The following is a 25,939-nucleotide window of genomic DNA, read 5'->3' on the forward strand; positions in this document are numbered from 1 at the left end:
ACCGGAGGAGTGAGGGTGCCGGCGGAGTGAGGGTGCCGGCGGAACGATCCGCCGGAGGAGTGATCCGCCCCCGCTCCCGGGGACGTGGGAGCATAGAGGCGGTCGGCATCCCGCCGATCGTTGCCCGTCCTCCTCAGTCGATCAGAACGGACCGCTGTGCCACCGACGCTCGACCCCGGCGCGAACGCTCCTGGTGCCACCGACCCTGGCCGCATCCGGAACTTCTGCATCATCGCCCACATCGACCACGGTAAGTCGACCCTGGCCGACCGGATGTTGCAGCTCACCGGTGTGGTCGATCCCCGGCAGATGCGCGCGCAGTATCTCGACCGGATGGACATCGAGCGGGAGCGCGGCATCACGATCAAGAGTCAGGCGGTCCGCATGCCGTGGACCGTACGGGAGGGCGCCCAGCAGGGCGAACACGCCGTCCTGAACATGATCGACACCCCGGGACACGTGGACTTCACCTACGAGGTGTCCCGCTCGCTGGCCGCCTGTGAGGGTGCGGTGCTACTGGTCGACGCGGCGCAGGGGATCGAGGCCCAGACACTGGCCAACCTCTACCTGGCGCTGGAGAACGACCTGCACGTCATTCCGGTGCTCAACAAGATCGACCTGCCGGCGGCGCAGCCGGACAAGTACGCCGAGGAGTTGGCCCATCTGATCGGCGGCGACCCGAGCGACTGCATCCGGGTCTCCGGCAAGACCGGTGAGGGCGTGCCGTACCTGCTCGACGAGATCGTGCGGCAGTTCAAGCCGCCGGTCGGGGACGCGCCGGCCCCGGCCCGCGCGATGATCTTCGACTCGGTGTACGACGTCTACCGGGGCGTGGTCACCTACGTCCGGGTCATCGACGGTCGGATCGAGGCCCGCGACAAGATCAAGATGATGTCCACCGGCGCGGTGCACGAGCTGCTGGAGATCGGCGTCATCTCCCCGGAGATGGAGAAGGCCGGGGCGCTCGGCGTCGGCGAGGTCGGCTACCTCATCACCGGCGTGAAGGACGTCCGGCAGTCCCGGGTCGGTGACACGGTCACCATCAACGCCCGGCCAGCCGCCGAGCCGCTGGGCGGCTACAAGGACCCGAAGCCGATGGTCTACTCCGGGCTCTACCCGATCGACGGCTCCGACTACCCGGACCTGCGGGAGGCGCTGGACAAGCTCAAGCTCAACGACGCCGCGCTCAGCTACGAGCCGGAGACCTCCGGTGCGCTCGGCTTCGGTTTCCGGTGTGGCTTCCTCGGCCTGCTCCACCTGGAGATCATCCGGGAACGGCTGGAGCGCGAGTTCGGACTGGACCTCATCTCCACCGCGCCGAACGTCGTCTACCGGGCCATCCTGGAGGACGGCAACGAGATCGTCGTCACCAACCCCAGCGAATACCCGACCGGCAAGGTGGCCGAGGTCTTCGAGCCGGTCGTCCGGGCTACGGTGCTGACCCCCAACGACTACGTCGGCGCGGTCATGGAGCTGTGCCAGGGACGCCGGGGTTCGTTGCAGGGGATGGACTACCTCTCCGCCGACCGGGTCGAGCTGCGCTACACGCTGCCGCTGGCCGAGATCATCTTCGACTTCTTCGACCAGCTCAAGAGCCGTACCAAGGGCTACGCGTCATTGGACTACGAGCCCACCGACGAGCAGTCGTCCGACCTGGTCAAGGTGGACATCCTGCTGCATGGCGAGCCGGTGGACGCGTTCAGCGCCATCGTGCACAAGGACAAGGCGTACAACTACGGCGTCACGATCGCCGCCAAGCTTCGTACGTTGATCCCGCGCCAGCAGTTCGAGGTGCCGATCCAGGCAGCCATCGGCAACCGGGTGATCGCCCGGGAGACCATCCGGGCGATTCGCAAGGACGTGCTGGCCAAGTGCTACGGCGGTGACATCACCCGGAAGCGCAAGCTGCTGGAGAAGCAGAAGGAAGGCAAGAAGCGAATGAAGATGGTGGGCCGGGTCGAGGTCCCCCAGGAAGCCTTCATCGCCGCGCTCTCCACCTCCGACTCCGGCGATGGTGGCGGCAAGGGCGGCGGAAAGAAGTGACCCTGGGGGCACACGGGCCTGCGGCTGAAACCCTGCGGGCGTACGGGCCCACCGCGTCGTTCTGCCCCCGCTGTGCGGCACAGCTGTCAGCCACCCCGCCGACCAGTTGTGCCGCCTGCGGCTACCAGTTGTTCATCAACGCCCGCCCCACCGGGGGCGTGATCGTGCTCGACGGCCACCCGGACGACCGGCGGTTCCTGGCGTTGAAGCGGGCGGCGCAGCCGCAGGCGGGGCGCTGGGAACTGCCGGGCGGCTTCTGTGACGGCTGGGAGCACCCGGCCGAGGCAGCTGTCCGGGAAGCCCGGGAGGAGTTGGGCGTCGAGGTCGAGCTGGGTGACCTTGTCGGCATGTACCTCGGGGGTTACGACTTCCAGGGCGAGACGTTGCCCGTCCTCGATGTGTTCTTCCTGGCGAGGATCGCCACGGGGGAGATCACGTTGAACCCCAGCGAATCCTCCGACATGAAGTGGTTCCCACTCGCGGAGCCGCCTCCGTTGGCCTTCTCCACGATGGATCGGGCGGTCCGGGACACGGCCCGCCGATTCGGCCACTGATCGCAGTCCGGTATTTCGCTGTCATCGACCCGGTTTGAGATTTACGAGGGTCGGGAACTTAATCGTCACCAACAGCGAGGCACACCCCCGGAGGAGGACCGTCGTGGAACTCACCGTTCTCGGTATCATCACCGCACTCATCGTCGGACTGATCGTTGGCGCGATTGGTCGCCTGATCGTTCCGGGCCGCCAGAACATGCCGATGTGGCTGCATATGCTCATCGGTGTCGGCGCGGCGCTACTCGGTACCGTACTGGCCCGAGCCATGGGTATCGCCACCCAGACCGCTGGCATCGACTGGGCCGAACTGCTCGTCCAGGTGGTCGTGGCCGCCCTGGCCGTGGCCCTGGTGGCGGGTGTCGGTGGACGGCGCAGCGTGAGTCGTTACTGATTCGACAGTGGCGTAGCGTGAACCGCTACTGATTCGACTGTGGCGTAGCGTGAACCGCTACTGATTCGACTGTGGCGTAGCGTCAACCGCTACTGATTCGACTGCGACTATGGATCGGGACGCCGGATCATTTGATCCGGCGTCCCGACATTGTTGAGGGCCTTTCCGGCAACCCCCGCGGGGGTCGCCGGAAAAGGCCCTCAACCGCATGTCAGCGAAGCCAGGGAATGTTGCGGTCGAGCAGATCGCGTTCCTTGAGTTCCTTACGGAGCGGGATCTCGTTGTCGATGTAGCCGTCCCAGTTGATGCCCCAGTAGTTCGCGGTGTGCGTACCCTCACCGCAGAGCTGACGCTGGACCGGGGTGCGGTTGGCCCACCACTCGCCGTCCTTGTCGATGTGCAGTTCGTCGAGCGGACGGATCCACCGGTAGGTGTAGCCGACGAAGAGCATCTTGCGGGTGACGGTCGACAGGTTCGTCGACCGGGAGTGCCACTGGCGGCGGTCGAAGATGAACGCGTCACCCGGGTTGGCGGTGATCTCGACCGTGCCCTCCGGATCCGGGTTGTGCACGGTGAGGTCGTCCGGCCGGTCCAGCGAGTTCCACAGGTGGCTGCCCGGGATCACCTTCGTGGCACCCCGCCCGGTCTCCGAGAGGTCGGAGAGGACGTAGGCCACCTTCAGCGAGAACATCGGCCGGGGGACGTTCGGGTCCATCGTCTCCGGGTCGGAGTTCTGCCGGTATCCGTCCTGGTGCCAACCCCAGTACGGCTTCTCCGGCTCGGCCGCCGGCGGGGTCACGTCCAGGTGGTTGTGGTGGGTGTAGATGTTCCAGCCGGCCAGCCCCCACATGTACGGGAACGCGATCGGGTGGGTGAGCAGCTCGCCGAAGAGCTCGTCGCGCTCCAGGAAGCCCAGCAGGTGCAGCGTGCCGTCCTTGGTGGTACGCCCAGCGGCCAGCTCCTCCGCGTAGACGCGGTCGACCGCCGCCTCCAGGGCCGCGCGGTGATCCTCGGTCAGGACGTTGCGCAACAGCATGAAGCCCTGCTCGTGGAACTCCTTGCGGTCAGTCTCACTGATCGGCTCGTACCCGGTCCGGCCACCGTAATCGAACACCGCGTCCAACCTCCCCATAGGTGGGAGCCCGTTGCTGGGCCCACACAACCCGCCGATGGTAACTCCTCGCAGTCGACTGCGAAGACAGGGCGTTCCGGTCGGTCGACAGCGAGCCGGGCAGGGGGTACGAAGGGGGACAGGCTGCTGCGGAAAGTGAGAATTCGTGGCGTTCGACAGGCTGGCGGGACGCTCCGCAGCCAGGCGCTACAGGTCCGCGAACACTTCGGCGACGACCAGCTCGGCGCTCGGGTCGGCATCGTCGACCCGGGACCAGGCACCCTTCTCGGCGGTCCATTGCAGGTCACCGAAGCGCACCCGCTTCACGCCGTGGTCACTTGCGTGGGCCACCAGCCAGTGCGCGTACCGCCACCCGGTCTGGGCATTGGTTGCTGCCACCGTCAGACCGATCAGGTCGGCAGGGGTACCCGTCTTCAGTTGGCCCCAGTCCAGCCGCAGGCCGTCGATCAGCGCGGCCGCCGCCGCGCTGCCCCGCATCGCCGGCTCCCGTCCGACGCTGCAGGCAACCGCGCCGGTTGCGTTACCCACCAGGGCCCGGGCGAGCACCGCCGACTCGTCGGCCCACTTCTCGTACGCCTCGGGGTAGGCCGAGCGCTGTACTGCCTGGGCGGCATCGGTGACCCGCATCCGCTCCCAGCCCCGCACCTTCTTCAGCGCGGCGTAGAAACGGTTCGCCGCGTAGCGCGGGTCGCTGATCTGCTCTGGCGTACCCCAGCCCTGGCTCGGGCGCTGCTGGAAGAGTCCTATCGAATCCCGGTCACCGCCGGCCAGGTTCTCCAATCCGGACTCCTGGTACGCGGTGGCCAGCGCGACCACTACCGCCTGTTCCGGCATCTTGCGGCGGATTCCGATCGCCGCGATCGTGGCCGCGTTGGCCATTTGTACGGGATTGAGGTGGACCCGGCCATCCGCTTGCACCGTGCAGCGCTGGATCAGGGACGGTAGTGGTAGTTGGTGCCGGAGTGGACCGAGGCTGACGTACACGCCGATCCCGATGACCAGCACGAGCACCACAGCCCCTATCACCACTGCCCGAATCCGCACCGGCACCCCCTGCTCGAATGTGTGCAATCGTACGTCCGTCCGCCCACAACCGGCCGGGGTCGCCGAGCACCTGGTCGTACCGCCCGCACCGATCGGCTGACCGGTGCGGACCAGTCGACGGGAGCGATCCGGCCCGCCGACGGGTCCACCTAGGTCTCTGGTACCCAGCGGGCCGGCCGCTTCTCACGGAGGGCGAGAATTCCCTCCCGTCCCTCCGTCGAACGGAAGAATCGGGTAGACCGGTCGGTCAGGTCAGCGAGATCAGCCCGGAAGTCGGTGGTGGTGGGCCGCCGCCGCAGCAGCTCCTTCGCGCCGGCCAGCGCCCCCGGCGCACCTCGGACCAGCGCGGCGCAGTAGGCGGCCACCGTCGCGTCCAGTTCGTCGGCCGGCGTCGCGACCGTCACCAGCCCGATCCGCTCGGCTCGCCGGCCGTCGAAGACCTCACCGGTCAGGTACAGCTCGGCGGCGGCGCGCGGATGCAGCCGGGGCAGCACGGTGGCGGAGATGACCGCCGGAATCACCCCGATGCGTACCTCGGTGAAGGCGAAGGTCGCCTCGGCGGCGCAGACCGCGATGTCGGCCGCCGTGATCAGCCCCAGGCCACCAGCCCGGGCCGGGCCGGCCACCCGGGCCACCACCGGCTTCGGGCACTCCCAGATGGCGGTCAGCACCTCGCCGAGCATGGCTGCCGGAACGGTGCCACTGTCGAACGCCGCCGCGGTCTCCTTCAGGTCCGCGCCGGAGCAGAACACCGGCCCGGTGTGGGAGAGCACCACCGTACGGACCGTGTCGTCCGCGACGGCCGTGGCGAGCGCGGCGAGGAGTTGGGTCATCAGGGGGGTGGAGAGCGCGTTGCGGTTGTGCGGGCTGTCCAGCGTGAGCGTGGTCACGCCATGCGCGGTCGATGCCCGGACCAGTGGGTCGGGCTCAGTGGTCAGCTCTGCGGTCATGCGGCGCACACTAGTGGCATGCCCGCTGTGCTCCCAGAAGGTGAACCCGTGCCCGGCGACGGGATGCTGCCGTCCGCCGCGCTCGCCCAGGTCGGCGTGCGTGGTTTCGGGGTCTATGTCCATGTCCCGTTCTGCGCCAGCCGGTGTGGCTACTGCGACTTCAACACCTACACCGCCAGCGAGTTGGGCGGTGGTGCCAGTCGAGACGGGTACGCCGACAGCGTCCTGGCCGAGCTGGCCCTGGCCCGCCGGGTGCTGGCCGACCAACCGCCACGCCGGGTGGACACCGTCTTCGTCGGCGGCGGCACCCCCACCCTGCTGCCCGCCGACGACCTTGCCCGCATCCTGGACGGCATCGACCGCACCTGGGGTCTTGCCGCCGACGTCGAGGTCACCACCGAGGCCAATCCCGAGTCGGTGACCCCGGAGTCGCTCAAGACGCTACGGGCGGCCGGCTACACCCGGATCTCGCTGGGCATGCAGTCGGCCGCCGCCGGAGTGCTCGCGGTCCTCGACCGCCGGCACACCGCCGGTCGGGCCACGGCTGCTGTCGCGGAGGCCCGCGACGCCGGGTTCGACCACGTCAACCTGGACCTGATCTACGGCACGCCGGGGGAGAGCGCCGAGGACTTCGCCGCCTCGCTGGCCGAGGTGACCGCCGCCGGGGTCGACCACGTCAGCGCGTACGCCCTGATCGTGGAGGACGGCACCCGGCTGGCCGCCCGGATGCGCCGGGGCGAGTTGCCGTACCCGAGTGACGACGTGGCCGCAGACCGCTACCTGGCGGCCGAGGCCGCGCTGACCGCCGCCGGCTTCTCCTGGTACGAGGTGTCCAACTGGGCTCGTACACCGGCCGCCCGGTGCCGACACAACCTGCTCTACTGGACCGGCGCTGACTGGTGGGGGCTCGGTCCCGGGGCGCACAGCCACGTCGGTGGGGTCCGCTGGTGGAACGTCAAACACCCGACGACGTACGCGGCTCGGCTCGCCGAGGGGAGGTCCCCGGGACACGGGCGGGAGACGCTGACCCTCGCGGATCAGCGGATGGAGGACGTGATGCTGCGGCTGCGCCTGGCCACTGGGTTGCCGCTGGACACCCTCGACGACGCCGGCCGGGCCGCCGCGACCCGGGCGCTGGCCAACGGGCTGCTCCAGGAACCGGCGTACGCCGCCGGGCGCGCGGTGCTCACCCTGCGCGGGCGGCTCCTCGCCGACGCGGTCGTCCGCGACCTGCTGCCCTGACCGGTACGGCCTGCGCCCGGGCTGCCGACCGGGATCCGTCGACTGCCCGGCGCGGCCGGTCTTGGAGCTACTTAACCATCCGAATGCTCATCGGGTAGTGGTAAAGCACGCCCTCGTTGGCCTTCACACCACCGAGGATCGAGAAGACGACCAGGATGACGAAGGTGATCAGCGGCAGGAAGAACAGCAGACCCAGGGTGCACGTCATGAGGATGGCCGCGATGATGTTGGCGATGCCCCAGGTGATCTGGAAGTTCAGCGCCTCCACCGCGTGTGCCCGTACGGTCGGCGACTCGTTTCCTTTGGCCAACATCGCTACGAGTGGGGCGATGAAGCTCACGAGGATGCCACCGAAGTGGGCGATCAGCACCCAGGTCTTCTCGTCGTTGTTGGCGTAGCCGACCGGGGCTGCAGCCCCGTACGGGCCGCCGGGCGGGGGGTAGCCACCACTCGGCGGGGGGTATCCGCCGCCCGGTGGCGGATACCCGCCAGCGGGATAGTCCGTCGACGGTGGGATGTCGCCGGGTGACTGGTACGGCGATGCCGCGTAGGACGGCGACTCGGGAGTGACCCCGTACGGCGCCCCGTACCCGGGCGGCTCGGACGACGGCGGCTCGGACGACGGTGGTCCGTACGACGGTGGCTCGGACGACGGCGGCTCGGCCGGCGATGTCGCGGATCCGGGGGAGGGAACCTCGCCCGGCATCGAGTAGGACGCGGGGGATGTGGGGGACGCGGTCGGGTCCGGTGACGGTGCCCCGGAGTTGTTCCCGTCGGAAGGGCGAGGTGGTTCTGTCATGAAACTCACGCTAAGGGGCGAGTACAAGGGGCACTAGACCGGTACCAGACAGTTTTCCGAACAACTGGTGAGGAAGTTTCCGAACCACGGGCCAGAAAGCTCTAAGTGATCATCGCGAGGTGGTGGAACTTGGCCGTAGACTGGCACTCGCTAGAGTCGAGTGCCAAGCCGCCGGATCGGCGGCTGACGAGGCGTAGCCGGTAGGAGGTGCAGATGGGTCTCGATGACCGCAAGCTCGACGTGCTTCGGGCGATCGTCGAGGACTACGTCGTAACCCAGGAGCCGGTCGGCAGCAAGGCGCTCGTCGAGCGGCATCAGCTCGGGGTCTCCCCGGCCACGGTGCGTAACGACATGGCGGTGCTGGAGGAGGAGGGCTACATCCGGCAGCCGCACACCAGTGCCGGGCGGGTGCCCACCGATCGCGGCTACCGGCTGTTCGTAGACCGGCTTTCCCGGGTCAAGCCGCTCACCCCGGCCGAGCGTCGGGCGATCGAACGGTTCCTGGTGGGCGCGGTCGATCTCGACGATGTGGTGCACCGTACGGTCCGGCTGCTCGCGCAGCTGACCCGTCAGGTCGCCGTCGTGCAGTACCCGAGTCTGGCGCGCTCGTCGGTCCGACACCTGGAACTGGTACCGATCTCGACGACCCGGCTCATGGTCGTCATGATCGCCGACACCGGGCGGGTCGAGCAGCGTCTGGTCGAGCTGCCCGCCCCGATGCCGGCCGAGGATGTCACGGACCTGCGTCGCCTGGTCAACGAGAAACTGGTGGGTAGTCGGCTGGCCGACACCCCACCGCTGGTCCAGGCCCTGGTCGAGGAGGTGGCCCCGCACCTGCGCGGTGGCATGACCACCCTCTCCACCGTGCTGCTGGAGACGCTCGTCGAGCGCCACGAGGAGCGGATCGCGCTGGCCGGTACGGCCAACCTCACCCGAGGTGGCCTGCTCGACTTCCAAGGCTCCCTGCGTCCGATCCTCGAAGCCCTGGAGGAGGAGGTCGTGCTGCTCAAACTGATCGGCGAGGCCGAGCCCAGCAGCACGCTACGGGTCCGGATCGGTGACGAGAACGAGATCGACAATCTACGCTCGACCTCGGTGGTGAGCACCGGATACGGTCCGGGCGCCACCATCGTGGGTGGCCTGGGCGTACTCGGCCCGACCCGGATGGACTACCCCGGCACCATCGCCACCGTGCGCGCCGTGGCACGCTACGTTGGCGACCTGTTGGCGCAGAATTGACCACAGATTCGCATTGACCCCGACTCCGACTCCGACCTGGGACGACCGGCGGACGGCAACGCGAGACAGACATGAGGACACGGAACGCAGTGGCCAAGGACTACTACGGGATTCTCGGCGTCAACCGGGACGCCTCCGACGACGAGATCAAGCGTGCCTACCGTAAGCTCGCGCGCCAATACCACCCGGACGTCAATCCGGACCCGGAGGCGCACGAGAAGTTCAAGGACATCAACGCCGCCTACGAGGTTCTCTCCGACGACCAGAAGCGGCAGATCGTCGACCTGGGGGGCGACCCCCTGGCTCCGGGCGGCGGAGGTGCCGGACCCGGCGGAGCAGCAGGCCCGTTCGTCGGGTTCCAGGACATCATGGACGCCTTCTTCGGGGCGGCCGGCGGCGCGAGCCGCGGCCCCCGGTCCCGGACCAGGCCAGGCTCCGACGCGATAATCCGGCTCGAACTCGACCTGCACGAGACGGCCTTCGGGATCGAGGCGCCGATCACGGTCGACACCGCGATCCTCTGCACCACCTGCTCCGGCGCGGGTACGGCGGCCGGCACCCACCTGGCCACCTGTGAAGCCTGTGGCGGCCGGGGCGAGGTGCAGTCGGTGCAGCGCACCTTCCTTGGTCAGGTCGTCTCGGCCCGCCCCTGCACGGTGTGCCAGGGCTACGGCACGACCATCCCGAGCCCCTGCCCCACCTGCGCCGGTGACGGTCGGGTCCGTACCCGTCGCTCGCTGACCGTCAAGATCCCCGCCGGGGTCGAGGACGGCATGCGGATCCGGCTCGCCCAGCAGGGAGAGGTGGGTCCGGGCGGCGGCACCGCCGGTGACCTCTACGTCGAGATCCACGAGCGCCCCCACGACGTCTACTCCCGCAAGGGCGACGACCTGCACTGCCGGGTGACCGTGCCGATGACCGCGGCGGCGCTCGGCACCCGGCTGACCATCAAGACGCTGGACAGCGAGGAGACGGTCGACGTCAAGGCCGGCACCCAGCCCGGCAGTACCCTGCGGCTACGTGCCCGGGGCGTGCCCCACCTGCGCGGCACCGGACGTGGCGACCTGTTCGTGCACCTCGACGTGCGTACCCCCACCAAGCTCGACGCCGATCAGGAGCGGATGCTGCGCGAGTTCGCCAAGACCCGGGGCGAGGAGGTCGCCGAGCTCAGCAAGCAGGGCGGCTTCTTCTCCCGGATGCGGGACGCCTTCAACGGCCACGGCTGATCCCCGGTGAGCGAACCGCTGTTCCTGGTCGAGTCACTGCCGTCCGGCGACACGCTGACCCTCACCGGCCCGGAGGGGCACCACGCCGCGACGGTACAGCGGCTCCGTGCCGGTGAGCGGCTGTTGCTGGCCGACGGGCAGGGGGGCATCGCCTCCGCCGTGGTCACCGCCGTCGGCCGGGGCACCCTCGACCTGACGGTCACCTCTCGGGAGTACGTCGCCGCCGCCGATCCCCGGCTCGTCGTCGTGCAGGGGATCGCCAAGGGCGACCGGGGGGAACTGGCCGTACAGGCGATGACCGAGGTGGGGGTCGACGAGATCGTGCCCTGGGCGGCGGCCCGCTCGGTGACGCAGTGGCGGGGTGAGCGGGGGGCACGGTCCCGGGACAAGTGGGTGGCGACCGCCCGGGAGGCAGCCAAGCAGGCGCGACGCGCCTGGCTACCGGTGGTCGCCGGAGCCCCGGACGAGTCCACGAACACCGTGGCCCGCCGGATCGGCGCGGCGGGGGCCGGTCTGGTGTTGCACGAGGAGGCGGAGACCCCGCTGTCCACGGTGCCCCTGCCGGCGACCGGTGACATCGTGCTGGTCGTCGGGCCCGAGGGCGGGATCGCGCCGACCGAGCTGGCCGCGCTGGAAGCCGCCGGCGGGGTGCCGGTACGACTCGGCACGCAGGTGCTGCGTACCTCCACCGCCGGGGTTGCCGCGCTCGCCGTACTCTCCGCCCGCCTCGGGCGTTGGTGACGCCACCTATCGAGCCGGTCGGGGTGGGTTCCTGCCGGGTGCCCGGCGGCGTATCGGCATAACATGCGACGGATGAAGACCGACTGCCTGTTCTGTCGCATCGTCACCGGCGAGATCCCGGCGACCGTGGTCCGGGAGACCGACACGACCCTCGCCTTTCGTGACATCAACCCGAAGGCCCCGGTACACGTCCTGGTGATTCCGAAGGAGCACTACGTGGACGTGGCCACCCTGGCCCAGGCGGACCCGAAGCTGGCCGGCGAGGTGCTGGAGACCGCTGCCAACGTGGCCGAACACGAGGGCCTGCTGGTCGACGGCTTCCGCCTGATGTTCAACACCGGCGAGTACGGCGGCCAGGAGGTGCCGCACGCGCACGCCCACGTGCTCGGCGGGGCGCCGTTGGGCCCGATGCTCGCCCCCCGCTGAGGTGTGGGGAAGGGCCCCTTCCAAGGCGAGAACGCTAGGTGGGGACCTTCCTTTCCCCAGGAGGATCGGTGCGATGATCTTGCGCGGGGGAGTGGGCATGCGAGGCGCGATGGGAGGACGGATGACCGAGGTGAGCCGACGGCTGGAGCGGATGACCCGACAGGTGCAGGTGGAGGCGCGGGTACCGGCGCTCTCCGTGGCGCTGCACCGGGCCGATCGCCCGCTGTGGAACTGCACCGTGGGCGGTACGGGAAACGACACCCCGTTGACCGAGGCGAGCCGGTTCCGGATCGGTTCGGTGACCAAGACCTTCACGGCCGTACTGGTGATGCAGTGCCGGGACGAGGGCCTGCTCGATCTCGACGATCCGATCGGTGCCCACCTCGACGTGCCGGCGCACCGCGAGCTGACCCTACGCCGGCTGCTGTCGCACACCGCCGGTCTCCAGCGGGAGCCCCACGGTGACGTGTGGGACAACCTGGACGCGCCGGACGTCGACCGGCTCATCGCCGACCTGGTACGCGCGGAGCGGGTGCTGCCGCCGGGCCGTCGCTACCACTACTCCAACCTGGGCCTGGCCCTGCTGGGTCACGCCGTGGGCCGGTTGCGGGGCGGCACCTGGGCCGAGGTGTTGGCCGACCGGGTGTTGCGCCCGCTCGGCCTGTCGGCGACCAGCGTCGAGCCGGGGCCGACCGCGGTGACCGGATTCCTGGTGGACGCCTATTCCGACCATGCCCGGCCCGAGCCGCCGACCGATTTCGGCGCGGTGGCCCCGGCGGCGCAGCTCTGGAGCACCGCGTCGGACATGGCTCGCTGGGCCGCCTTCCTGGCCGACCCGGCTGTGGTCGATCCGACGGGTGCCGTACTGCGGTCTGGCAATCTGGACGAGATGCGCTGGCCGTTGACCACCACCGACGAGACGCTCTGGAGCACTGGTTTCGGGCTGGGGTTGATTCTGCTGCCGCAGGGCGACCGGGTCGTGCACGTCGGACACGACGGGGCGATGCCGGGCTTCCTGTCGGCCGTCTACGGCCGCCGGGGTGGCGCTGACACGCCGGGCGCGATGGGGTGTGCGGTACTGGCGTCCTCCGGCACCGCCACCGCGATCATGGAGCTGCCCCATCGGCTGCTGGCCGCCGCCGTGGCCGATGACCCGGCCGAGATCGTGGCCTGGGCTCCCGGTGACCCCGCGCCGGAACCGTACCGTGGTGTGCTCGGCCGCTGGTGGGGTGAGGGATTCGAGTACGTCTTCTCGTGGCGCGACGGTGTGCTGCGGGCCCGGGGGGCGGACGATGCGGCTGGTCGGCCACCAGCCGTCTTCGTTCCGTTGCCCGACCAGCCGGACGTGCTGCGTACCGTCTCCGGCCGGGAGGTTGGCGAGTTGCTGCGGCTGACCCGGGACGAGCGCGGCGCGGTGGTCCGGATGCACTGGGCGACCTATCGGTTCACCCGTAACCAGGAGACCTTCGACGGCTACGACTTCCGCCGTTCGGACGCGTCCTGACTGGCCCTTACTAAGACGGATATTCCGAGCGGCCAGATTGTGGCGGACATTCCGAGCGGCCGGCGCGGTGGGATACCGCGCCGGCCGCTGTCGGACTGGGGCTAGCCGACGGGCAGCACGGTCGGTGCCGGCCAGCTGCCCTGGAACACGTGCGTCGCGTCGCCACGGCTGGGGGCGAAGCCGAAGAGCTGGTCGACCCGGGACGCCTCGCCGCTGCTCGGGTACGGGTTGGTGCAGCTGGTGCCGGCGCTGCCGCCGGACATCAACAGGGCGCAGTTGCCGTTGTAGTTGTCGGGCAGGCCGAGGATGTGCCCGATCTCGTGGGTCATGATCCGTAGCGGGCTGTACTGCTGGGCCTGCTGGGTGTCGATGTAGACCCGGCCGTTGCCGAGGCTGGTACGGACGGCGTACGAGCCGCCGCCGGTGATCTGGTAGATCCGCAGGTTCGACCCGCACTGGGAGAGCGTCACGTTCGAGGTCGCGTTGTTCCAGATCGAGGCGGCCTGGTTCGCGATGCCGGCGAAGCTACCGGCCTGGCTGGTGTTGTAGCAGACCGTGGCGGCCAGGGAGGTGGCGGCGGCCGGGGCCGCGCTGACGAAGGGGGCACCGATCGCCGCCACCGCGCCGGCCAGGAGTCCGGCCAGGAGTCGGGTGACTTTCCGAGGGGACATGGCTCACTCCACTGGGAGACATGGACGGGGACGGCCTATTCTTAAAGATAGAAATGTTTCGATACAAGCTTCGTCAGCCATGTGCAGAATGATGCAAAATGGGCCTACTGCGCCAATATCGCCTTTTCTCGGTGGTCCGATCAGCGTCGAACTCAGGGCACTACCGCTCTCCTGCCGCCGGGTGCCGCCCGGCGGGCGAGTCATCGCCTGCGGCGGGTGGGCGACGCTCGCCGAAGGCGACGGAAATGGGCGGGGTGCGCACGGCGTTGACCCGATACGATGGCAGCAACGTTCGCACGTCCCACCAGCAGGGCGGGACACCTAGATCGAGAGCAGGTGGCGTAGGGCCCACGGGCCCGACCTATGACCGGTACACCGCCTCCCGGGCAGGCCCGGGTGCAGACCAGGATCACGGTTCCTGACTCGAAGATCATGGTGAACCTGCTCGGCGCGGGAGATGAGATCCTCCGACTCGTCGAGCGCTCGATCAACAGCGATGTGCACGTACGGGGCAACGAGATCACCATCACCGGTGTCCCGGCTGACAACGCGCTCGCGGAGCGGCTCTTCACCGAATTGCTCGAACTGATCGAAAAGGGCGAGACACTGACCAGCGACGCCGTCCGGCGCACCGTCGGGATGCTCGAACAGGGCACCACCGAGCGGCCCGCCGAGGTTCTGACCCTCAACATCCTCTCCCGTCGGGGCCGGACCATCCGTCCCAAGACCCTCGGGCAGAAGCGGTACGTCGACGCGATCGACGCGCACACCATCGTCTTCGGCATCGGCCCCGCCGGCACCGGCAAGACCTACCTGGCGATGGCCAAGGCCGTGCAGGCCCTACAGGCCAAGCAGGTCAACCGGATCATCCTGACCCGGCCGGCGGTCGAGGCGGGGGAGCGGCTGGGCTTCCTGCCCGGCACGCTCAACGAGAAGATCGACCCCTACCTGCGCCCGCTCTACGACGCGCTACACGACATGCTCGACCCGGACTCCATCCCGAAACTGATGGCGGCCGGCACGATCGAGGTGGCACCGCTGGCCTACATGCGGGGTCGCACGCTCAACGACGCCTTCATCATCCTCGACGAGGCGCAGAACACCACCCCCGAGCAGATGAAGATGTTCCTGACCAGGCTAGGCTTCGGTTCCAAGATCGTGGTCACCGGGGACGTCACCCAGGTCGACCTGCCTGGCGGGACGACCAGCGGTCTGCGGATGGTGCGTGACATCCTCCAGGGTGTGGAGGATGTGCACTTCGCTCAGCTCTCCAGCACCGACGTGGTCCGCCACCGGCTGGTCAGCGACATCGTCGACGCGTACGCCCGCTGGGATGCCGAGCGGGAGGCGCAACAGGGCGTACACGCCGTGCCCGGTCGTACCGCACAAAGCGGCCGAGCCGGCCGTCGTCGCTAAGTCAACAGGGGAAGCAGTTGTCCATCGAGATCACTAACGAGTCGGGTGTCCAGGTCGACACCGACGCCATCCTCGCCGTGGCCCGGCACGCCCTCGACGAGATGGGCGTCAACCCACTCGCCGAGCTGTCGGTGCTGCTCGTCGACATCGAGTACATGACCGAACTCAACCACCGGTGGATGGGCGGGGACGGGCCGACCGACGTACTCGCCTTCCCGATGGACGAGGGCAGCATCGACCACGGTCCGGGCGAGGTCAACGGAGCCGAACCGGCGTTGCTCGGTGACATCGTGCTCTGCCCTGAGGTGGCCGCCAAGCAGGCTGCCACCGCTGGTCACACGCCCGCCGACGAGCTGCAACTGCTGACCGTGCACGGGGTTCTGCACCTGTTGGGTTACGACCACGCCGAGCCGGAGGAGGAGCGGGAGATGTTCGAGCTGCAGGCTCGCCTGCTGTCCGGTTGGCGGGCAGCGCGAGCACAGTGATGCCCGCCCACTTAGCCGCCGCCGGCGTTCCCGCCGGCCTGCCGGATCTGCAACTGTTGTTCAGCGCAGCGGGGCTGGTGGTACTCGCCGGCATTTTCGCCATGACCGAGGCCGCCCTGGCCGTCGTCTCGCCGGCCCGCGCCGCCGAGTTCGCCCGGGATGGCGTACGAGGTGCCCGAGCCCTCCAACTCGTCGCTGGTGACGTGGTCCGCCACCTCAACCTGCTCCTGCTGGTACGTCTGCTCTGCGAGCTGACCGCCACCACCCTGGTCGCCCTGGTCGCTGTCGACACGTTCGGTGCTGGCTGGACGGCGGCGCTGGTCACGGCCGGTGCGATGACGGTGATCAGTTTCGTGGTCGTCGGTGTCGGTCCGCGTACCATCGGCCGACAGCATGCCTACGCCGTCGGCCGGACGACCGCACCCCTGGTCCGGTGGTTGGGGCGGGCGCTCAACCCGCTCGCCTCGCTGCTGATCCTGATCGGTAACGCGGTCACCCCGGGACGGGGCTTCCGCGAAGGCCCCTTCGCCACCCAGGTCGAGCTGCGGGAGCTGGTCGACCTGGCCGAGCAGCGAGGGGTCGTCGAGCACGGCGAACGGCAGATGATCCAATCGGTCTTCGCGCTCGGTAACACGATCGTCCGCGAGGTGATGGTGCCACGCACCGAGATGGTGTGGATCGAGGCGCACAAGCGGACCCACCAGGCGTTGACGCTGTTCATGCGCTCCGGTTTCTCCCGTATCCCGGTGATCGGTGAGAGCGTCGACGACGTGCTCGGTGTCCTCTACCTCAAGGACCTGATCCGCCGGGTCCAGGGCGCCCCACCCGGTGCCGACGACCCGCCGGTCTCCGAGCTGATGCGCCCGGCGACCTTCGTACCCGAGTCCAAGCCGGTCGACGACCTGCTCTCCGAGATGCAGGCGGCCCGGACCCACCTGGTGATCGTGGTCGACGAGTACGGCGGCACGGGTGGCCTGGTCACGATCGAGGACATCCTGGAGGAGATCGTCGGCGAGATCACCGACGAGTACGACGTGGAGCGCCCCCCGGTGGAGCACCTCGACGACGGCAGCGTCCGGGTCACCGCCCGGCTGCCCGTGGAGGATCTGGGCGAGCTGTTCGACGTGGAACTCGCCGATGACGAGGTGGACACCGTCGGCGGCCTGCTCGCCCAGTCGCTCGGCCGGGTACCCATCCCCGGCGCCCAGGCCGAGGTGGCCGGACTCCGGCTGATCGCCGAGGGCACCACCGGCCGACGCAACCGGATCGATTCGGTGCTGGTGCACCGGGTGGAGCCGATCGATGAGAACGACCGAGCGGGCCGTGCTGACCGGCCGGACTCGCGCGGTAACCAGAGCCGGTCCGAGGAGAGGCAACCCGCTGATGCCTGAGTCAACTGCCGCGTCCACCGCCCCGGGGGCCACACCCGTACCGGTGGAGTTGAGCGCCGAGGACGCCAAGCTGGTGATCCTGGCCCGCAGCGCGCGGGCCCGCATCAGCGCGGTCGAGGGGGCGGCAGTACGGGACCAGGACGGTCGTACCTATGCGGCCGCCAACGTGGCGCTGCCGTCGCTGACGATCACCGCGTTGCAGTTGGCCGTCGCGTCCGCGGTCGCCGCCGGTGCCACCCGGATCGAGGCGGCGGCGGTGGTCACCGAGGCGTCGACCCTGGATGGCGGCGGACACGCCGCCGTGCGGGACCTTGCCGCGGACGCGCCGATCCACGTGGCGGCCCCGGACGGTGCCCTGCTCGGCACGGTGGTCGAATGACGGGGCGCGGTGGTCGAATGACGGGACAGCAGGGCGACTCTCCGGACGAGCAGCCATACCGGGCGGGTTTCGCGTGCTTCGTCGGCCGCCCCAACGCCGGCAAGTCCACCCTTACCAATGCGATCATCGGCCAGAAGATCGCGATCACGTCCAACAAGCCACAGACCACCCGACACGTCATCCGGGCCGTACTGCACCGGCCGAACTCGCAGCTCGTACTGGTGGACACGCCGGGACTGCACCGGCCGCGCACGCTGCTCGGCGAGCGGCTCAACGATCTGGTCCGGCAGACCTGGAGCGAGGTCGACGTGATCGGTCTCTGCATCCCGGCGAACGAGCCGATCGGGCGAGGTGACCGGTTCATCACCGGCGAGCTGGCCGAGCTGAAGGCCAAGGTGCTGGCCGTGGTGACCAAGACCGACCTGGTGGACAAGAAGCAACTGGCCGAGCAGTTGCTGGCGGTCAGCGAGCTCGGCGAGTTCGCCGCGGTGGTCCCCGTCAGCGCGCTCTCTGGGCACCAGGTCGACACGCTGGTCGAGGTGATGACCGGCTACCTGCCGCCCTCGCCGCAGCTCTATCCCGACGACATGCTGACCGACGACCCCGAGCAGGTCATGGTCGCCGAGCTGATCCGGGAAGCAGCCCTGGAGGGCGTACGCGACGAGCTGCCCCACTCCATCGCCGTCGTGGTGGAGGAGATGATTCCCGAGGGGAAGCTCATCAAGATCTATGCCGACGTGTACGTGGAGCGGCCCAGCCAGAAGGCGATCGTCATCGGGCACAGAGCCAGCCGACTCAAGGATGTCGGCATTCGGGCCCGGCGGCAGATCGAGGAGTTGCTGGGGTCCCGGATCTACCTCGACCTGCATGTCCGAGTGGCCAAGGACTGGCAGCGCGACCCGAAGCAGCTCCGTAAGCTCGGCTTCTGACCCGGCCGGGGGCGGCTCCGGCGCTCGCCGCTCGATCGCGACATGCCATGAGTCGCTGACTGATCGCTCGGCTCACCGCCCCCGTGCCCGGGCCAGCTCCACCACTACGGACGCGGCGTCGGCGGGGACGATCTCGGCGAGTTGCCGGCAGAGCGGGTCCGCGCTTGGCGCGATCGCGCGCGGGAGGCTCCTCATACCATGGCAGGAGTACGACCCGAGGCTGCCCCTGAGGGCAGCAGCCGGGTGACATGGGGTGGAAGACAGGGGCGTCCTGGTGCGGCGCGAGCATCGACCAAAGTTGGCCGGTCGCCGACCGGTGGCCGCATCGCCAGCTCCGGCTGGTTAGTAGGTTTCGCCAGGTGGACAATCAGCGGTCTACCCGGGACCTGATCGCCAGCCTGCGGTACGCGTTCGCCATCGCCGGGGTCGGTGTGTTCTTCGCCCTCGGTGCACGTGCCTCCGACCCGGCCGACGACTATCCCCCACTCGTCCTGGAACTGGCGGTGCTCGCGGTGGTCAGCACCGGCCTGACACTCTGCCGGCGGCGGCGGGGACTGGTCCCGTGCACCCTGGTGCTGGTCCCGGTCAGCATGATCTTCGCCGGCGTGATCGGCGCGGTCATGCTGGGCCTGCTGGCGATCGCCGTACGTCGCTCCTGGCCGGTCGCCGCCGCAGTGGGTGGGGTGCACATGAGCATCCTCACCGTCGTCTTCTGGCTGACCACCGAAGATCCACGGGCCTTCTGGGAGACGGTGGTCGTCTTCCTGGCGCTGGACGCCGCGTTGATTACCTCCGGGATGTTCGTCCGCTCGCAGCGGCTCCTCGTCCACTCGCTGCGGGAGCGGGCCCGTGATGCCGAGGAGCAGCAGCGGCTCCGGGTGGAGGAGGCCCGACACCTGGAACGCGAGCGGTTGGCCCGGGAGATGCACGACGTGCTCGCCCACCGGATCTCCCTGCTGGCCGTGCATGCCGGTGCGCTGGAGTTTCGCCGGGACGCCTCGGCCGAGGAGCGGCACGCGGCCGGGGTCATCCGGCAGAGCGCCTACGATGCCCTGGAGGATCTGCGGGAGGTGATCGGCATGCTGCGGGCGGAGCAGGACACGTCCGTCGTCGAGCGGCCGCAACCCACCCTCAACGACCTGCCGGCGCTTGTGGAGCAGGCCCGCCAGGCCGGGGCACCGGTCACCCTGGACAACCGGATCGCTGCACCGTCCCAGGTGCCGACCGGTCTCGGCCGGCACGTGTACCGGATCGTCCAGGAGGGCCTGACCAACGCGCGCAAACACGCTCCGGGCGCCCAGGTGTGGGTGACGGTCGAGGCGTCCGGAGCGAAGGGTCTGCGCGTGGAGGTCCGCAACCGGCTGCCGGCCGGGGGCACGGCCACGGAGATTCCGGGTACGGGCACCGGGCTCATCGGCCTGCGCGAACGGGTCGACCTGGTCGGTGGACGGCTGGAACACGCTCGTACGCCGGACGGCGAGTTCCAGCTCCGGGCCTGGTTGCCACGGTGACCGCCACGACACCCGTACGAGTGCTCATCGTCGACGACGACGCCTTGGTCCGCGCCGGCCTGGCCATGATGTTGCGCGGGTTCGACGGGATCGAGGTGGTCGGGCAGGTGGCCGACGGCACCGAGGTCGTACCGGCGGTCAACCAGCACCGACCCGATGTCGTGCTGATGGACATCCGGATGCCGCAGCTGGACGGACTCGCGGCGACCGAACACCTGCGGGCCCGACGTGACCCGCCAGAGGTGATCATCCTTACCACCTTCGACACGGACACCCACATCCAGCGTGCGATGCGAGCCGGCGCGAGTGGTTTCCTGCTCAAGCACACACCCCCGCCGCAGATCGCCCATGCCATCCGGCTGGTCGCCTCGGGTGAGCCGATGCTCTCGCCCGAGGTGCTGCGCCGGATGATGGGCTACGTTGCCCAGTCGAGCGTCGATCCCCGGCGGGACCGGGCCCGGCAGATGCTGGCGCTGCTGAGCAGTCGGGAGCGGGAGGTGGCCGTGTTGGTCGGTCAGGGGCGGACCAACAGCGAGATCGGCAGGGAACTGTTGATGAGCGTGGCCACCGTCAAGGCCTACGTGTCCCGGATCCTGGCCAAGCTCGATCTCAACAACCGGGTGCAGATCGCGCTGCTGGTGCACGACTCCCGCTGATCTTCGTTCTGACACCCCCAACGGCCAACCCCGTCAGGCGGTCTCGTTGGGTCGCCGACCGAGGTAGCAGAGCAGGATCTCGACGTGATCGGCGGCGGCGCTCGGCTCGATGGACGGTGCGTAGACGCCGTATGCCCGCAGTGGTTCGACGAGCCTGGTGGCGACGGCCATCAGCGGCCGGGCCATCCCCGGGGTCAGCGGTGACGGTTGGCCGGAGGCGATAGCGATGTCCCACGCGTGCACTGCCGCGTCCAGCGCGCACGCGCCGGCACCGAGCCATGCCGGCATCGCGCCCTGCGGGAGCGGGGTCGGCACCTGCGGCGCGTCGTCGTCGATGGTCGCCCACGCGTCGGCCGAGGCCGCCACGGCTCGGTCCACCACGGTCGACGGATCCTCGGTCAACTGGCCGGAGGGGGCGAACGGGTCCTCCGACGGCCCGGCCGACCAGCCCCCAGCCGGCATCAGCGCTGCCTGATTGTCACGCCCCCGCTACCCGCCTCCACGTCGAGTTGGTCGGTGGCGCTGGGGTCGTGCGGCACGCTGACGTTCTTGTCTCCCGATCCGGTGCTGACGGTCACCCGGTAACTACCCGACGGCACCACCAGTTCGACCTCACCGCTTGAGGTGAACGCACGTACCGACGCGACCGTCTCCAGCGTCACCGAGATGGCACCCGATCCCGTCTCGACATCGACCTTCCCCCCGCCGAGTCTCCGTCCGGTGATCTCGCCGGAACCCGTCAGGGCCGTCACCGCGCCCTTGATGTCGCGGACGGTGATGTCGCCCGAGCCGGTTTCGGCCCGTACCGTGCCGGACGCCCCGTTGATGTCGACCGCGCCGGAACCGACCTTGATGTCGACCGTGCCGACCCGGGTGAGGAGCACCTCGCCCGAGCCGTTCTCGCCCCGGACCGAGACTCCCTCAGGGGCGAGGATGTCATAGGAGACGCTGCACTGCCGGCCACAGTCGGCGTCCAGGGTCAGCTCGGTGCCGTCGATCCGGTAGGCCCCGGTGGTGCGCGGTTCCCCACCGCGATAGCGCACCACCCGCTTGATCTGCACGTGGGAGACCGGGCCGGTGTTCACCACGACATCGCCGGAGCCACCACGGGTGACGATGATCTGCGTGACCTTGACTTCCTCGGTGTTGTCGAAGTCGAGCCGGCTCTCCGCCAGGGAGTCGCAGCCGGAGAGGGCGATCAGGGCGAGCACGCCCGCTGCCACGGTTGTCGTCATGATTCGAGGAAGAGCCATGTGCGGCACGCTACGGGTGCCGGCCGATCGTCGCATCAGGGAATAGCCGGTGCCCGACCCTGGGCGGACCCTGAGAACGTCTCGGGGTCGACGTACGGTGTGCGCGATCTTTCGCCGATGTCGTTCGGGCAACGCCACAACAGGGGGACCAGGGTGCGGCCGATGAATCGCCGAGGGGAGAGAATAGGCGGATGCCCGGATACCGCCGACAGCTCTACCGCGACGACGCGGTGGTGCTCCGGGTACAGAAGCTCGGCGAGTCCGATCGGATCATCACCCTGCTGACCCGCCGGCACGGTCGGCTCCGGGCGGTCGCCCGAGGGGTACGTCGTACCAGTTCGCGGTTCGGGGCCCGGCTGGAACCGTTCGGCCACGTCGACCTGCAACTCGCCGGCGATCCGCAGGGCAACGTCGGCAGCTCCCTGCACACGATCAGCCAGGTCGAGGGCATCGACCTGTACGGCAAGCGGTTCCTGGGCGACTATCCCCGGTACACGGCGGCCAGCGCCATCGCCGAGACCGCCGAGCGGCTCACCCCGGTCGAACGGGAACCGTCCCTGCGGCTCTTCCAGCTCACCCTGGGCGCACTGCGATCGCTTGCCGACGGCAGCCACGCCAGCACCCTGGTGCTCGACGCGTACCTGCTGCGCGGCATGGCGCTGGCCGGCTGGGCCCCGGCCCTGGTCAACTGCGCTGTCTGCGGTACGCCGGGCCGGCACCGGGCGTTCTCCGTACCGGCTGGGGGGTGTGTCTGCCCGGACTGTCGCCCACCCGGCGCGGCCCATCCGGCACCGGCCACCATCGACCTGATGTCCGCCCTCACCACCGGCGACTGGCGGATCGCCGATGCGGCTGAGCAGGGCAACCGGCGGGAATGTAGTGGGCTGGTGGCGGCGCACCTGCAGTGGCATCTGGAGCGCGCGTTACGCTCCCTGCCGCTGGTCGATCGGGACGGACCGCCCATACCACCGACCGATCGGTCCGCCGGCCACCGTCCGGTTCCCGGACCAGGGGCGCAGTGACGGGTGTGAGTCCACGTGAGGGGAATGCAGCATGATCCGATCGATGGTCGGCGGTAGCCGGCGACAGCCGACGCCACCCACGCCGCACCCGTCCGGTGCCCGGCCGCCGGCGCTGCCCGTCGATGCCAAACCCCGGCATGTCGCCGTGGTCATGGACGGCAACGGACGCTGGGCCAAGCAGCGTGGCCTGCCCCGGACCAAGGGGCACGAGGCGGGGGAGTTCTCCCTCTTCGACACCATCGAAGGCGCGATCGAGCTGGGCATTCCCTACCTGTCGGCGTATGCCTTCTCCACTGAGAACTGGCGGCGCTCGCCCGAGGAGGTGCGCTTCCTGATGGGCTTCAACCGGGACGTCATCCGCCGCCGCCGGGACCAGTTGGTCGATCTGGGCGTACGGGTGGTCTGGTCGGGGCGGGCCGGTCGGCTGTGGAAGAGTGTGATCTCCGAGTTGCAGACCGCCGAGGAGATGTCGCGGGGCAATTCGACCCTGACGTTGCAGTTCTGCGTGAACTACGGCGGGCAGGCCGAGATCGCCGACGCCGCCGCCGCGATCGCCCGGGACGTGGCCGCCGGCAGGATCGATCCGGACAAGGTCAACGAGAAGACGATCTCGCGGTACCTCTACCACCCGGAGGTGCCCCCGGTGGACCTCTTCCTGCGCCCCTCCGGCGAGCAGCGGATCTCCAACTTCCTGCTCTGGCAGAGCGCGTACGCCGAACTGGTCTATCTGGACACCCTCTGGCCGGACTTCGACCGTCGGCACCTCTGGTACGCCTGCGAGCTGTACGCCCAGCGTGATCGCCGGTTCGGGGGCGCGTTGCCCAACCCGGTCGCCCCCGCCCCGGCATCGGGATGGGCGTCGGCGGAGAGCTGAAACGGGTCCGCCCGCTCTGCGCCCTGCACCGTGCAGCCTGATTTATGTCGGGGGGTCAGCGCCACTGACGTGGGCCGGGGCGGGGTCGCCACCGACGTGAGCCGAGCCAGTGCGGAGATATTCGGATGCGGTGCCGGACCGGGCGGCCTATCCTGGTCGTATGCGTAACTGACGCCCTCTTCTAGCGTGTGCCGGCCCCCTGCGGGGTGGTCGTGCACCCGGGCGTCCGCATCTTCTTGTTCACCGGCCCTGGTGGTTGCGCCAGTGTGGTGACTCTTTCGATACGACGAAACGCCCGGGAGATCCCTATCCAGCGATCTGCCCCTCGGGCGGGTCTCAGCAGACCCCCTCGGGCGGGTCTCAGCAGAGAAGGAGACACCGGATGGCTACCAAGCGAAAGTCCAGGACGACCCCCAGGAACAGCGGCACCGGGGCGAGCACCAGCGTGCCCCAGCCGGAATTGTCGGAGCTGAAGTTGCCGGTACCGGTCGACCTGTCGGTGCCGGTGGATCTGCCGAGCGTGGGGGATGAACCCACTGCCGGGCGAATCACACCGAAGGCCGGTCCATCCCGTCGGAGTCGGGGTGGAATCCCCGGATCGGTACGTAACTCCAACATCGGTCGGAGCCGTCAGTACGCGTTCCGGCGTAGCTGAGTGGGACTGCTGGCTGCCACGTCGATCGCGTCGTGGCAGCCAGCCCGACCGGCAGCCAACCCAACCGGCGACCGTTACCCGGTCGTCGGTTATCCATGATCAGGCGGGACCGACCATGTCCCACCGATTGCCGGCGATGTCGAGAAAGACGGCGACCCGACCGTAGGGCTCGATCCGTGGCTCGGTCACGAAGGTGACCTCGGCCGCCGCCATCCGTTCGTAGCTGGCATCGAAGTCGTCGACCTGGAGGAAGAAGCCGACCCGGCCGGCGACCTGGTCACCCACGACGGCGGTCTGCCGTTCACCGTCGGCACGAGCCAGCAGGATGCCCGTCTCGGCACCGGGCGGCCGGACGACGACCCACCGTTTCGGGCGACCGTCGTTGGTCAGCGACGGGGAGTCCTCGACCAACTCGAAGCCCAGGACGTCGACGAAGAACGCGATTGCCGGGTCGTACTCGGCCACGACGATGGTGAAGAGCGCGATTCGCACCGCCTGAGCCTAGATGGCTAGTTGCCGGGTGTCGCGGAAGGTGCTGGGCTGAGCACCTGGCACGCCTTCAGCGCCTCGGCGACCGTCGGATCCGCTGTGTTCAGGTCGGTGGTGAGCCGTACGCCCCGATCCGACAGGCAGTTGGCATAGGCGGCGTTGGTGCCCGGCTCGCCGTTGCCGCTCTGCCCGTTGCTGCTCTGCCCGTTGCCGCCGTTCTGGCCACGACCCGGGCCACCGGTCGGCAGCACCGACCGGCAGGCCTCCTGCGCCTTCTGCCAGGTCGCGTCGTCGACCCCTTCGGGGCGTAGGTTGCCGAAGCCACCACCGGGACCACCGGGACCACCACCGGGACCGCCATCGCCCGGTCGGCCGGAGGCTCCCGGGGACGGAGCGCCGGACGGCCGTCCGGACGGGAAGCCGGGCGGCGCTCCAGAGCCGTCGGGACGTGGGCCACCAGAGGGACGCCCCGCCGTACCGTCGGGGCGCGGTCCGCCGGAGGGGCGTCCGGTGGGCAGGTCGGGTACGTCGATGCCCTGCTCCTTGAGGCACTTCGTGTACGCGGCGAGGCTGTTGGTGCCGTCCGCGCCACCAGCGGCGCCCGTGCCGTCGTTGTCGTCCGACCCGCCACAGCCCGCCGTGAAGATCAACAGAGCGGAGACTGCCGTCAGGCCCAGCGTCCATCGGGTACGCCGATCATGCACCGCCACCGGAACCTCCTCCGAGTGTTCGCCCCGGAAAGCCGTACCGGAGACCGACCCATGCCACCCGAGGCACCTCCAGACCAGGTCAGGTGAAGCTCGGAACAAGCTTGGAATAGTGGCTCCCAGGCAATTCCGAGGTGTGGCTCAGTGAATTGCGAGGCGGAACGATGACACTCGCCCCCCATGGGTATTGGCCTGGGTGCGCCACGTTGG

Annotated in this window: 29 protein-coding genes; 19 read left to right on the plus strand and 10 right to left on the minus strand. The window is 69.3% G+C overall.

Annotated elements, in window-relative coordinates; all coding sequences use genetic code 11:
* The first annotated feature begins 156 nt into the window (after positions 1–156).
* The 3 genes from lepA (at position 157) to FHR38_RS21450 (ending at position 2,988) form a co-directional block, all read left to right on the plus strand.
* A complete protein-coding gene (gene lepA, locus FHR38_RS21440) occupies positions 157–2,043 on the plus strand; it encodes a translation elongation factor 4 (protein WP_184536350.1) in 1,887 nt (628 codons plus the stop codon).
* Positions 2,040–2,597, plus strand: coding sequence for an NUDIX hydrolase (locus tag FHR38_RS21445; RefSeq protein ID WP_184536351.1), 558 nt, complete (start codon positions 2,040–2,042; stop codon positions 2,595–2,597). Before lepA ends, FHR38_RS21445 begins: the two co-directional genes overlap by 4 nt.
* A 103-nt stretch (positions 2,598–2,700) precedes the next feature.
* Positions 2,701–2,988 carry a GlsB/YeaQ/YmgE family stress response membrane protein gene (locus FHR38_RS21450; protein ID WP_184536352.1) on the plus strand — a complete coding sequence of 96 codons (288 nt, stop codon included), beginning with the start codon at positions 2,701–2,703 and terminating at the stop codon, positions 2,986–2,988.
* A gap of 211 nt (positions 2,989–3,199) precedes the next feature.
* Here the strand turns inward: FHR38_RS21450 and FHR38_RS21455 are convergent, their stop codons facing one another.
* The 3 genes from FHR38_RS21455 to FHR38_RS21465 form a co-directional block, all read right to left on the minus strand.
* The gene (locus tag FHR38_RS21455; protein WP_312882321.1) at positions 3,200–4,102 is read right to left on the minus strand and encodes a phytanoyl-CoA dioxygenase family protein; all 903 of its coding nucleotides are present in this window, start codon (positions 4,100–4,102) and stop codon (positions 3,200–3,202) included.
* A 204-nt stretch (positions 4,103–4,306) separates the two neighbouring features.
* Positions 4,307–5,170, minus strand: coding sequence for a hypothetical protein (locus tag FHR38_RS21460; protein WP_184540023.1), 864 nt, complete (start codon positions 5,168–5,170; stop codon positions 4,307–4,309).
* 143 nt (positions 5,171–5,313) lie between these two features.
* Positions 5,314–6,114: an enoyl-CoA hydratase family protein gene (locus FHR38_RS21465; RefSeq protein ID WP_184536354.1), complete on the minus strand. Its 801-nt coding sequence runs from the start codon at positions 6,112–6,114 to the stop codon at positions 5,314–5,316.
* 18 nt (positions 6,115–6,132) lie between these two features.
* Between FHR38_RS21465 and hemW the strand changes: the two genes are divergently transcribed.
* Positions 6,133–7,356, plus strand: coding sequence for a radical SAM family heme chaperone HemW (hemW, locus tag FHR38_RS21470; RefSeq protein ID WP_184536355.1), 1,224 nt, complete (start codon positions 6,133–6,135; stop codon positions 7,354–7,356).
* 67 nt (positions 7,357–7,423) lie between these two features.
* Here hemW and FHR38_RS21475 read toward each other — a convergent pair whose 3' ends face one another.
* The gene (locus FHR38_RS21475; RefSeq protein ID WP_246446680.1) at positions 7,424–8,155 is read right to left on the minus strand and encodes a DUF4870 domain-containing protein; all 732 of its coding nucleotides are present in this window, start codon (positions 8,153–8,155) and stop codon (positions 7,424–7,426) included.
* A 213-nt stretch (positions 8,156–8,368) separates the two neighbouring features.
* Here FHR38_RS21475 and hrcA point away from each other — a divergent pair, with 213 nt between their 5' ends.
* From hrcA to FHR38_RS21500, 5 genes are all read left to right on the plus strand, one after another.
* Positions 8,369–9,394, plus strand: a complete 1,026-nt coding sequence (gene hrcA, locus FHR38_RS21480; RefSeq protein ID WP_184536356.1) for a heat-inducible transcriptional repressor HrcA — start codon at positions 8,369–8,371, stop codon at positions 9,392–9,394.
* A gap of 89 nt (positions 9,395–9,483) precedes the next feature.
* Entirely contained in the window at positions 9,484–10,620 is a 1,137-nt protein-coding gene (gene dnaJ, locus FHR38_RS21485) for a molecular chaperone DnaJ (RefSeq protein ID WP_184540027.1), read from the plus strand.
* 6 nt (positions 10,621–10,626) lie between these two features.
* Positions 10,627–11,361: a 16S rRNA (uracil(1498)-N(3))-methyltransferase gene (locus FHR38_RS21490; protein ID WP_184536357.1), complete on the plus strand. Its 735-nt coding sequence runs from the start codon at positions 10,627–10,629 to the stop codon at positions 11,359–11,361.
* Between the two features lie 72 nt (positions 11,362–11,433).
* Positions 11,434–11,787 (plus strand): histidine triad nucleotide-binding protein, encoded by a 354-nt coding sequence (locus tag FHR38_RS21495; protein ID WP_184536358.1) that lies wholly within the window; start codon positions 11,434–11,436, stop codon positions 11,785–11,787.
* A gap of 121 nt (positions 11,788–11,908) precedes the next feature.
* Entirely contained in the window at positions 11,909–13,291 is a 1,383-nt protein-coding gene (locus tag FHR38_RS21500; RefSeq protein ID WP_184536359.1) for a serine hydrolase domain-containing protein, read from the plus strand.
* Positions 13,292–13,392: 101 nt separating this feature from the next.
* Here FHR38_RS21500 and FHR38_RS21505 read toward each other — a convergent pair whose 3' ends face one another.
* Positions 13,393–13,962 carry a snapalysin family zinc-dependent metalloprotease gene (locus FHR38_RS21505; RefSeq protein WP_184536360.1) on the minus strand — a complete coding sequence of 190 codons (570 nt, stop codon included), beginning with the start codon at positions 13,960–13,962 and terminating at the stop codon, positions 13,393–13,395.
* 363 nt (positions 13,963–14,325) lie between these two features.
* Between FHR38_RS21505 and FHR38_RS21510 the strand changes: the two genes are divergently transcribed.
* The 5 genes from FHR38_RS21510 to era are packed head-to-tail and all read left to right on the plus strand — an operon-like array spanning position 14,326 to position 18,562.
* Complete coding sequence (locus tag FHR38_RS21510; protein ID WP_184536361.1) at positions 14,326–15,378, plus strand: PhoH family protein; 1,053 nt, start codon at positions 14,326–14,328, stop codon at positions 15,376–15,378.
* 17 nt (positions 15,379–15,395) lie between these two features.
* Complete coding sequence (gene ybeY / locus FHR38_RS21515; protein WP_184536362.1) at positions 15,396–15,863, plus strand: rRNA maturation RNase YbeY; 468 nt, start codon at positions 15,396–15,398, stop codon at positions 15,861–15,863.
* Positions 15,863–17,254: a hemolysin family protein gene (locus FHR38_RS21520; RefSeq protein WP_184536363.1), complete on the plus strand. Its 1,392-nt coding sequence runs from the start codon at positions 15,863–15,865 to the stop codon at positions 17,252–17,254. The genes ybeY and FHR38_RS21520 overlap by 1 nt, the downstream gene beginning before the upstream one ends.
* Complete coding sequence (locus tag FHR38_RS21525) at positions 17,247–17,633, plus strand: cytidine deaminase-like protein (protein WP_184536364.1); 387 nt, start codon at positions 17,247–17,249, stop codon at positions 17,631–17,633. Before FHR38_RS21520 ends, FHR38_RS21525 begins: the two co-directional genes overlap by 8 nt.
* 17 nt (positions 17,634–17,650) lie before the next feature.
* Positions 17,651–18,562 carry a GTPase Era gene (era, locus tag FHR38_RS21530; RefSeq protein ID WP_184536365.1) on the plus strand — a complete coding sequence of 304 codons (912 nt, stop codon included), beginning with the start codon at positions 17,651–17,653 and terminating at the stop codon, positions 18,560–18,562.
* 72 nt (positions 18,563–18,634) lie between these two features.
* On the opposite strand, the gene FHR38_RS32910 is transcribed toward era, so the two are convergent.
* On the minus strand, positions 18,635–18,757 hold the full coding sequence (locus FHR38_RS32910) for a hypothetical protein (RefSeq protein ID WP_281384897.1): 123 nt from the start codon (positions 18,755–18,757) through the stop codon (positions 18,635–18,637).
* Positions 18,758–18,921: 164 nt separating this feature from the next.
* Between FHR38_RS32910 and FHR38_RS33290 the strand changes: the two genes are divergently transcribed.
* Both FHR38_RS33290 and FHR38_RS21540 read left to right on the plus strand, forming a co-directional pair.
* Positions 18,922–20,073, plus strand: a complete 1,152-nt coding sequence (locus FHR38_RS33290; RefSeq protein WP_184536366.1) for a sensor histidine kinase — start codon at positions 18,922–18,924, stop codon at positions 20,071–20,073.
* On the plus strand, positions 20,070–20,729 hold the full coding sequence (locus tag FHR38_RS21540) for a response regulator transcription factor (RefSeq protein ID WP_312882323.1): 660 nt from the start codon (positions 20,070–20,072) through the stop codon (positions 20,727–20,729). Before FHR38_RS33290 ends, FHR38_RS21540 begins: the two co-directional genes overlap by 4 nt.
* 33 nt (positions 20,730–20,762) lie before the next feature.
* Here the strand turns inward: FHR38_RS21540 and FHR38_RS21545 are convergent, their stop codons facing one another.
* A complete protein-coding gene (locus tag FHR38_RS21545) occupies positions 20,763–21,191 on the minus strand; it encodes a DinB family protein (protein WP_184536367.1) in 429 nt (142 codons plus the stop codon).
* Positions 21,191–21,982, minus strand: coding sequence for a DUF4097 family beta strand repeat-containing protein (locus FHR38_RS21550; RefSeq protein ID WP_246446682.1), 792 nt, complete (start codon positions 21,980–21,982; stop codon positions 21,191–21,193). Before FHR38_RS21550 ends, FHR38_RS21545 begins: the two co-directional genes overlap by 1 nt.
* A gap of 191 nt (positions 21,983–22,173) precedes the next feature.
* Here FHR38_RS21550 and recO point away from each other — a divergent pair, with 191 nt between their 5' ends.
* The 3 genes from recO to FHR38_RS21565 all read left to right on the plus strand — a co-directional run bounded on the left by recO (position 22,174) and on the right by FHR38_RS21565 (position 24,533).
* Positions 22,174–23,004: a DNA repair protein RecO gene (gene recO / locus FHR38_RS21555; RefSeq protein WP_184536368.1), complete on the plus strand. Its 831-nt coding sequence runs from the start codon at positions 22,174–22,176 to the stop codon at positions 23,002–23,004.
* 31 nt (positions 23,005–23,035) lie between these two features.
* Positions 23,036–23,878: an isoprenyl transferase gene (locus FHR38_RS21560; protein ID WP_184536369.1), complete on the plus strand. Its 843-nt coding sequence runs from the start codon at positions 23,036–23,038 to the stop codon at positions 23,876–23,878.
* Positions 23,879–24,260: 382 nt separating this feature from the next.
* The gene (locus FHR38_RS21565) at positions 24,261–24,533 is read left to right on the plus strand and encodes a hypothetical protein (protein ID WP_184536370.1); all 273 of its coding nucleotides are present in this window, start codon (positions 24,261–24,263) and stop codon (positions 24,531–24,533) included.
* Positions 24,534–24,632: 99 nt separating this feature from the next.
* On the opposite strand, the gene FHR38_RS21570 is transcribed toward FHR38_RS21565, so the two are convergent.
* Both FHR38_RS21570 and FHR38_RS21575 read right to left on the minus strand, forming a co-directional pair.
* Positions 24,633–25,025, minus strand: a complete 393-nt coding sequence (locus FHR38_RS21570) for a VOC family protein (protein ID WP_184536371.1) — start codon at positions 25,023–25,025, stop codon at positions 24,633–24,635.
* A 17-nt stretch (positions 25,026–25,042) separates the two neighbouring features.
* The gene (locus FHR38_RS21575; RefSeq protein WP_312882324.1) at positions 25,043–25,732 is read right to left on the minus strand and encodes a hypothetical protein; all 690 of its coding nucleotides are present in this window, start codon (positions 25,730–25,732) and stop codon (positions 25,043–25,045) included.
* Positions 25,733–25,939: the final 207 nt, after the last annotated feature.

Origin of the sequence: Micromonospora polyrhachis (assembly GCF_014203835.1) — a bacterium.
Lineage (GTDB): Bacteria > Actinomycetota > Actinomycetes > Mycobacteriales > Micromonosporaceae > Micromonospora_H > Micromonospora_H polyrhachis.

Coding starts and splice junctions, on each gene's coding strand:
- FHR38_RS21465 (WP_184536354.1), bottom strand. CDS start 6,114: ATGACCGCAGAGCTGACCACTGAGCCCGACCCACTGGTCCGGGCATCG.
- hemW (WP_184536355.1), top strand. CDS start 6,133: ATGCCCGCTGTGCTCCCAGAAGGTGAACCCGTGCCCGGCGACGGGATG.
- FHR38_RS21475 (WP_246446680.1), bottom strand. CDS start 8,155: ATGACAGAACCACCTCGCCCTTCCGACGGGAACAACTCCGGGGCACCG.
- hrcA (WP_184536356.1), top strand. CDS start 8,369: ATGGGTCTCGATGACCGCAAGCTCGACGTGCTTCGGGCGATCGTCGAG.
- FHR38_RS21495 (WP_184536358.1), top strand. CDS start 11,434: ATGAAGACCGACTGCCTGTTCTGTCGCATCGTCACCGGCGAGATCCCG.
- FHR38_RS21500 (WP_184536359.1), top strand. CDS start 11,909: ATGACCGAGGTGAGCCGACGGCTGGAGCGGATGACCCGACAGGTGCAG.
- FHR38_RS21505 (WP_184536360.1), bottom strand. CDS start 13,962: ATGTCCCCTCGGAAAGTCACCCGACTCCTGGCCGGACTCCTGGCCGGC.
- FHR38_RS21510 (WP_184536361.1), top strand. CDS start 14,326: ATGACCGGTACACCGCCTCCCGGGCAGGCCCGGGTGCAGACCAGGATC.
- FHR38_RS21520 (WP_184536363.1), top strand. CDS start 15,863: ATGCCCGCCCACTTAGCCGCCGCCGGCGTTCCCGCCGGCCTGCCGGAT.
- FHR38_RS21525 (WP_184536364.1), top strand. CDS start 17,247: ATGCCTGAGTCAACTGCCGCGTCCACCGCCCCGGGGGCCACACCCGTA.
- era (WP_184536365.1), top strand. CDS start 17,651: ATGACGGGACAGCAGGGCGACTCTCCGGACGAGCAGCCATACCGGGCG.
- FHR38_RS32910 (WP_281384897.1), bottom strand. CDS start 18,757: ATGAGGAGCCTCCCGCGCGCGATCGCGCCAAGCGCGGACCCGCTCTGC.
- FHR38_RS21545 (WP_184536367.1), bottom strand. CDS start 21,191: ATGCCGGCTGGGGGCTGGTCGGCCGGGCCGTCGGAGGACCCGTTCGCC.
- FHR38_RS21550 (WP_246446682.1), bottom strand. CDS start 21,982: ATGGCTCTTCCTCGAATCATGACGACAACCGTGGCAGCGGGCGTGCTC.
- recO (WP_184536368.1), top strand. CDS start 22,174: ATGCCCGGATACCGCCGACAGCTCTACCGCGACGACGCGGTGGTGCTC.
- FHR38_RS21560 (WP_184536369.1), top strand. CDS start 23,036: ATGATCCGATCGATGGTCGGCGGTAGCCGGCGACAGCCGACGCCACCC.
- FHR38_RS21565 (WP_184536370.1), top strand. CDS start 24,261: ATGGCTACCAAGCGAAAGTCCAGGACGACCCCCAGGAACAGCGGCACC.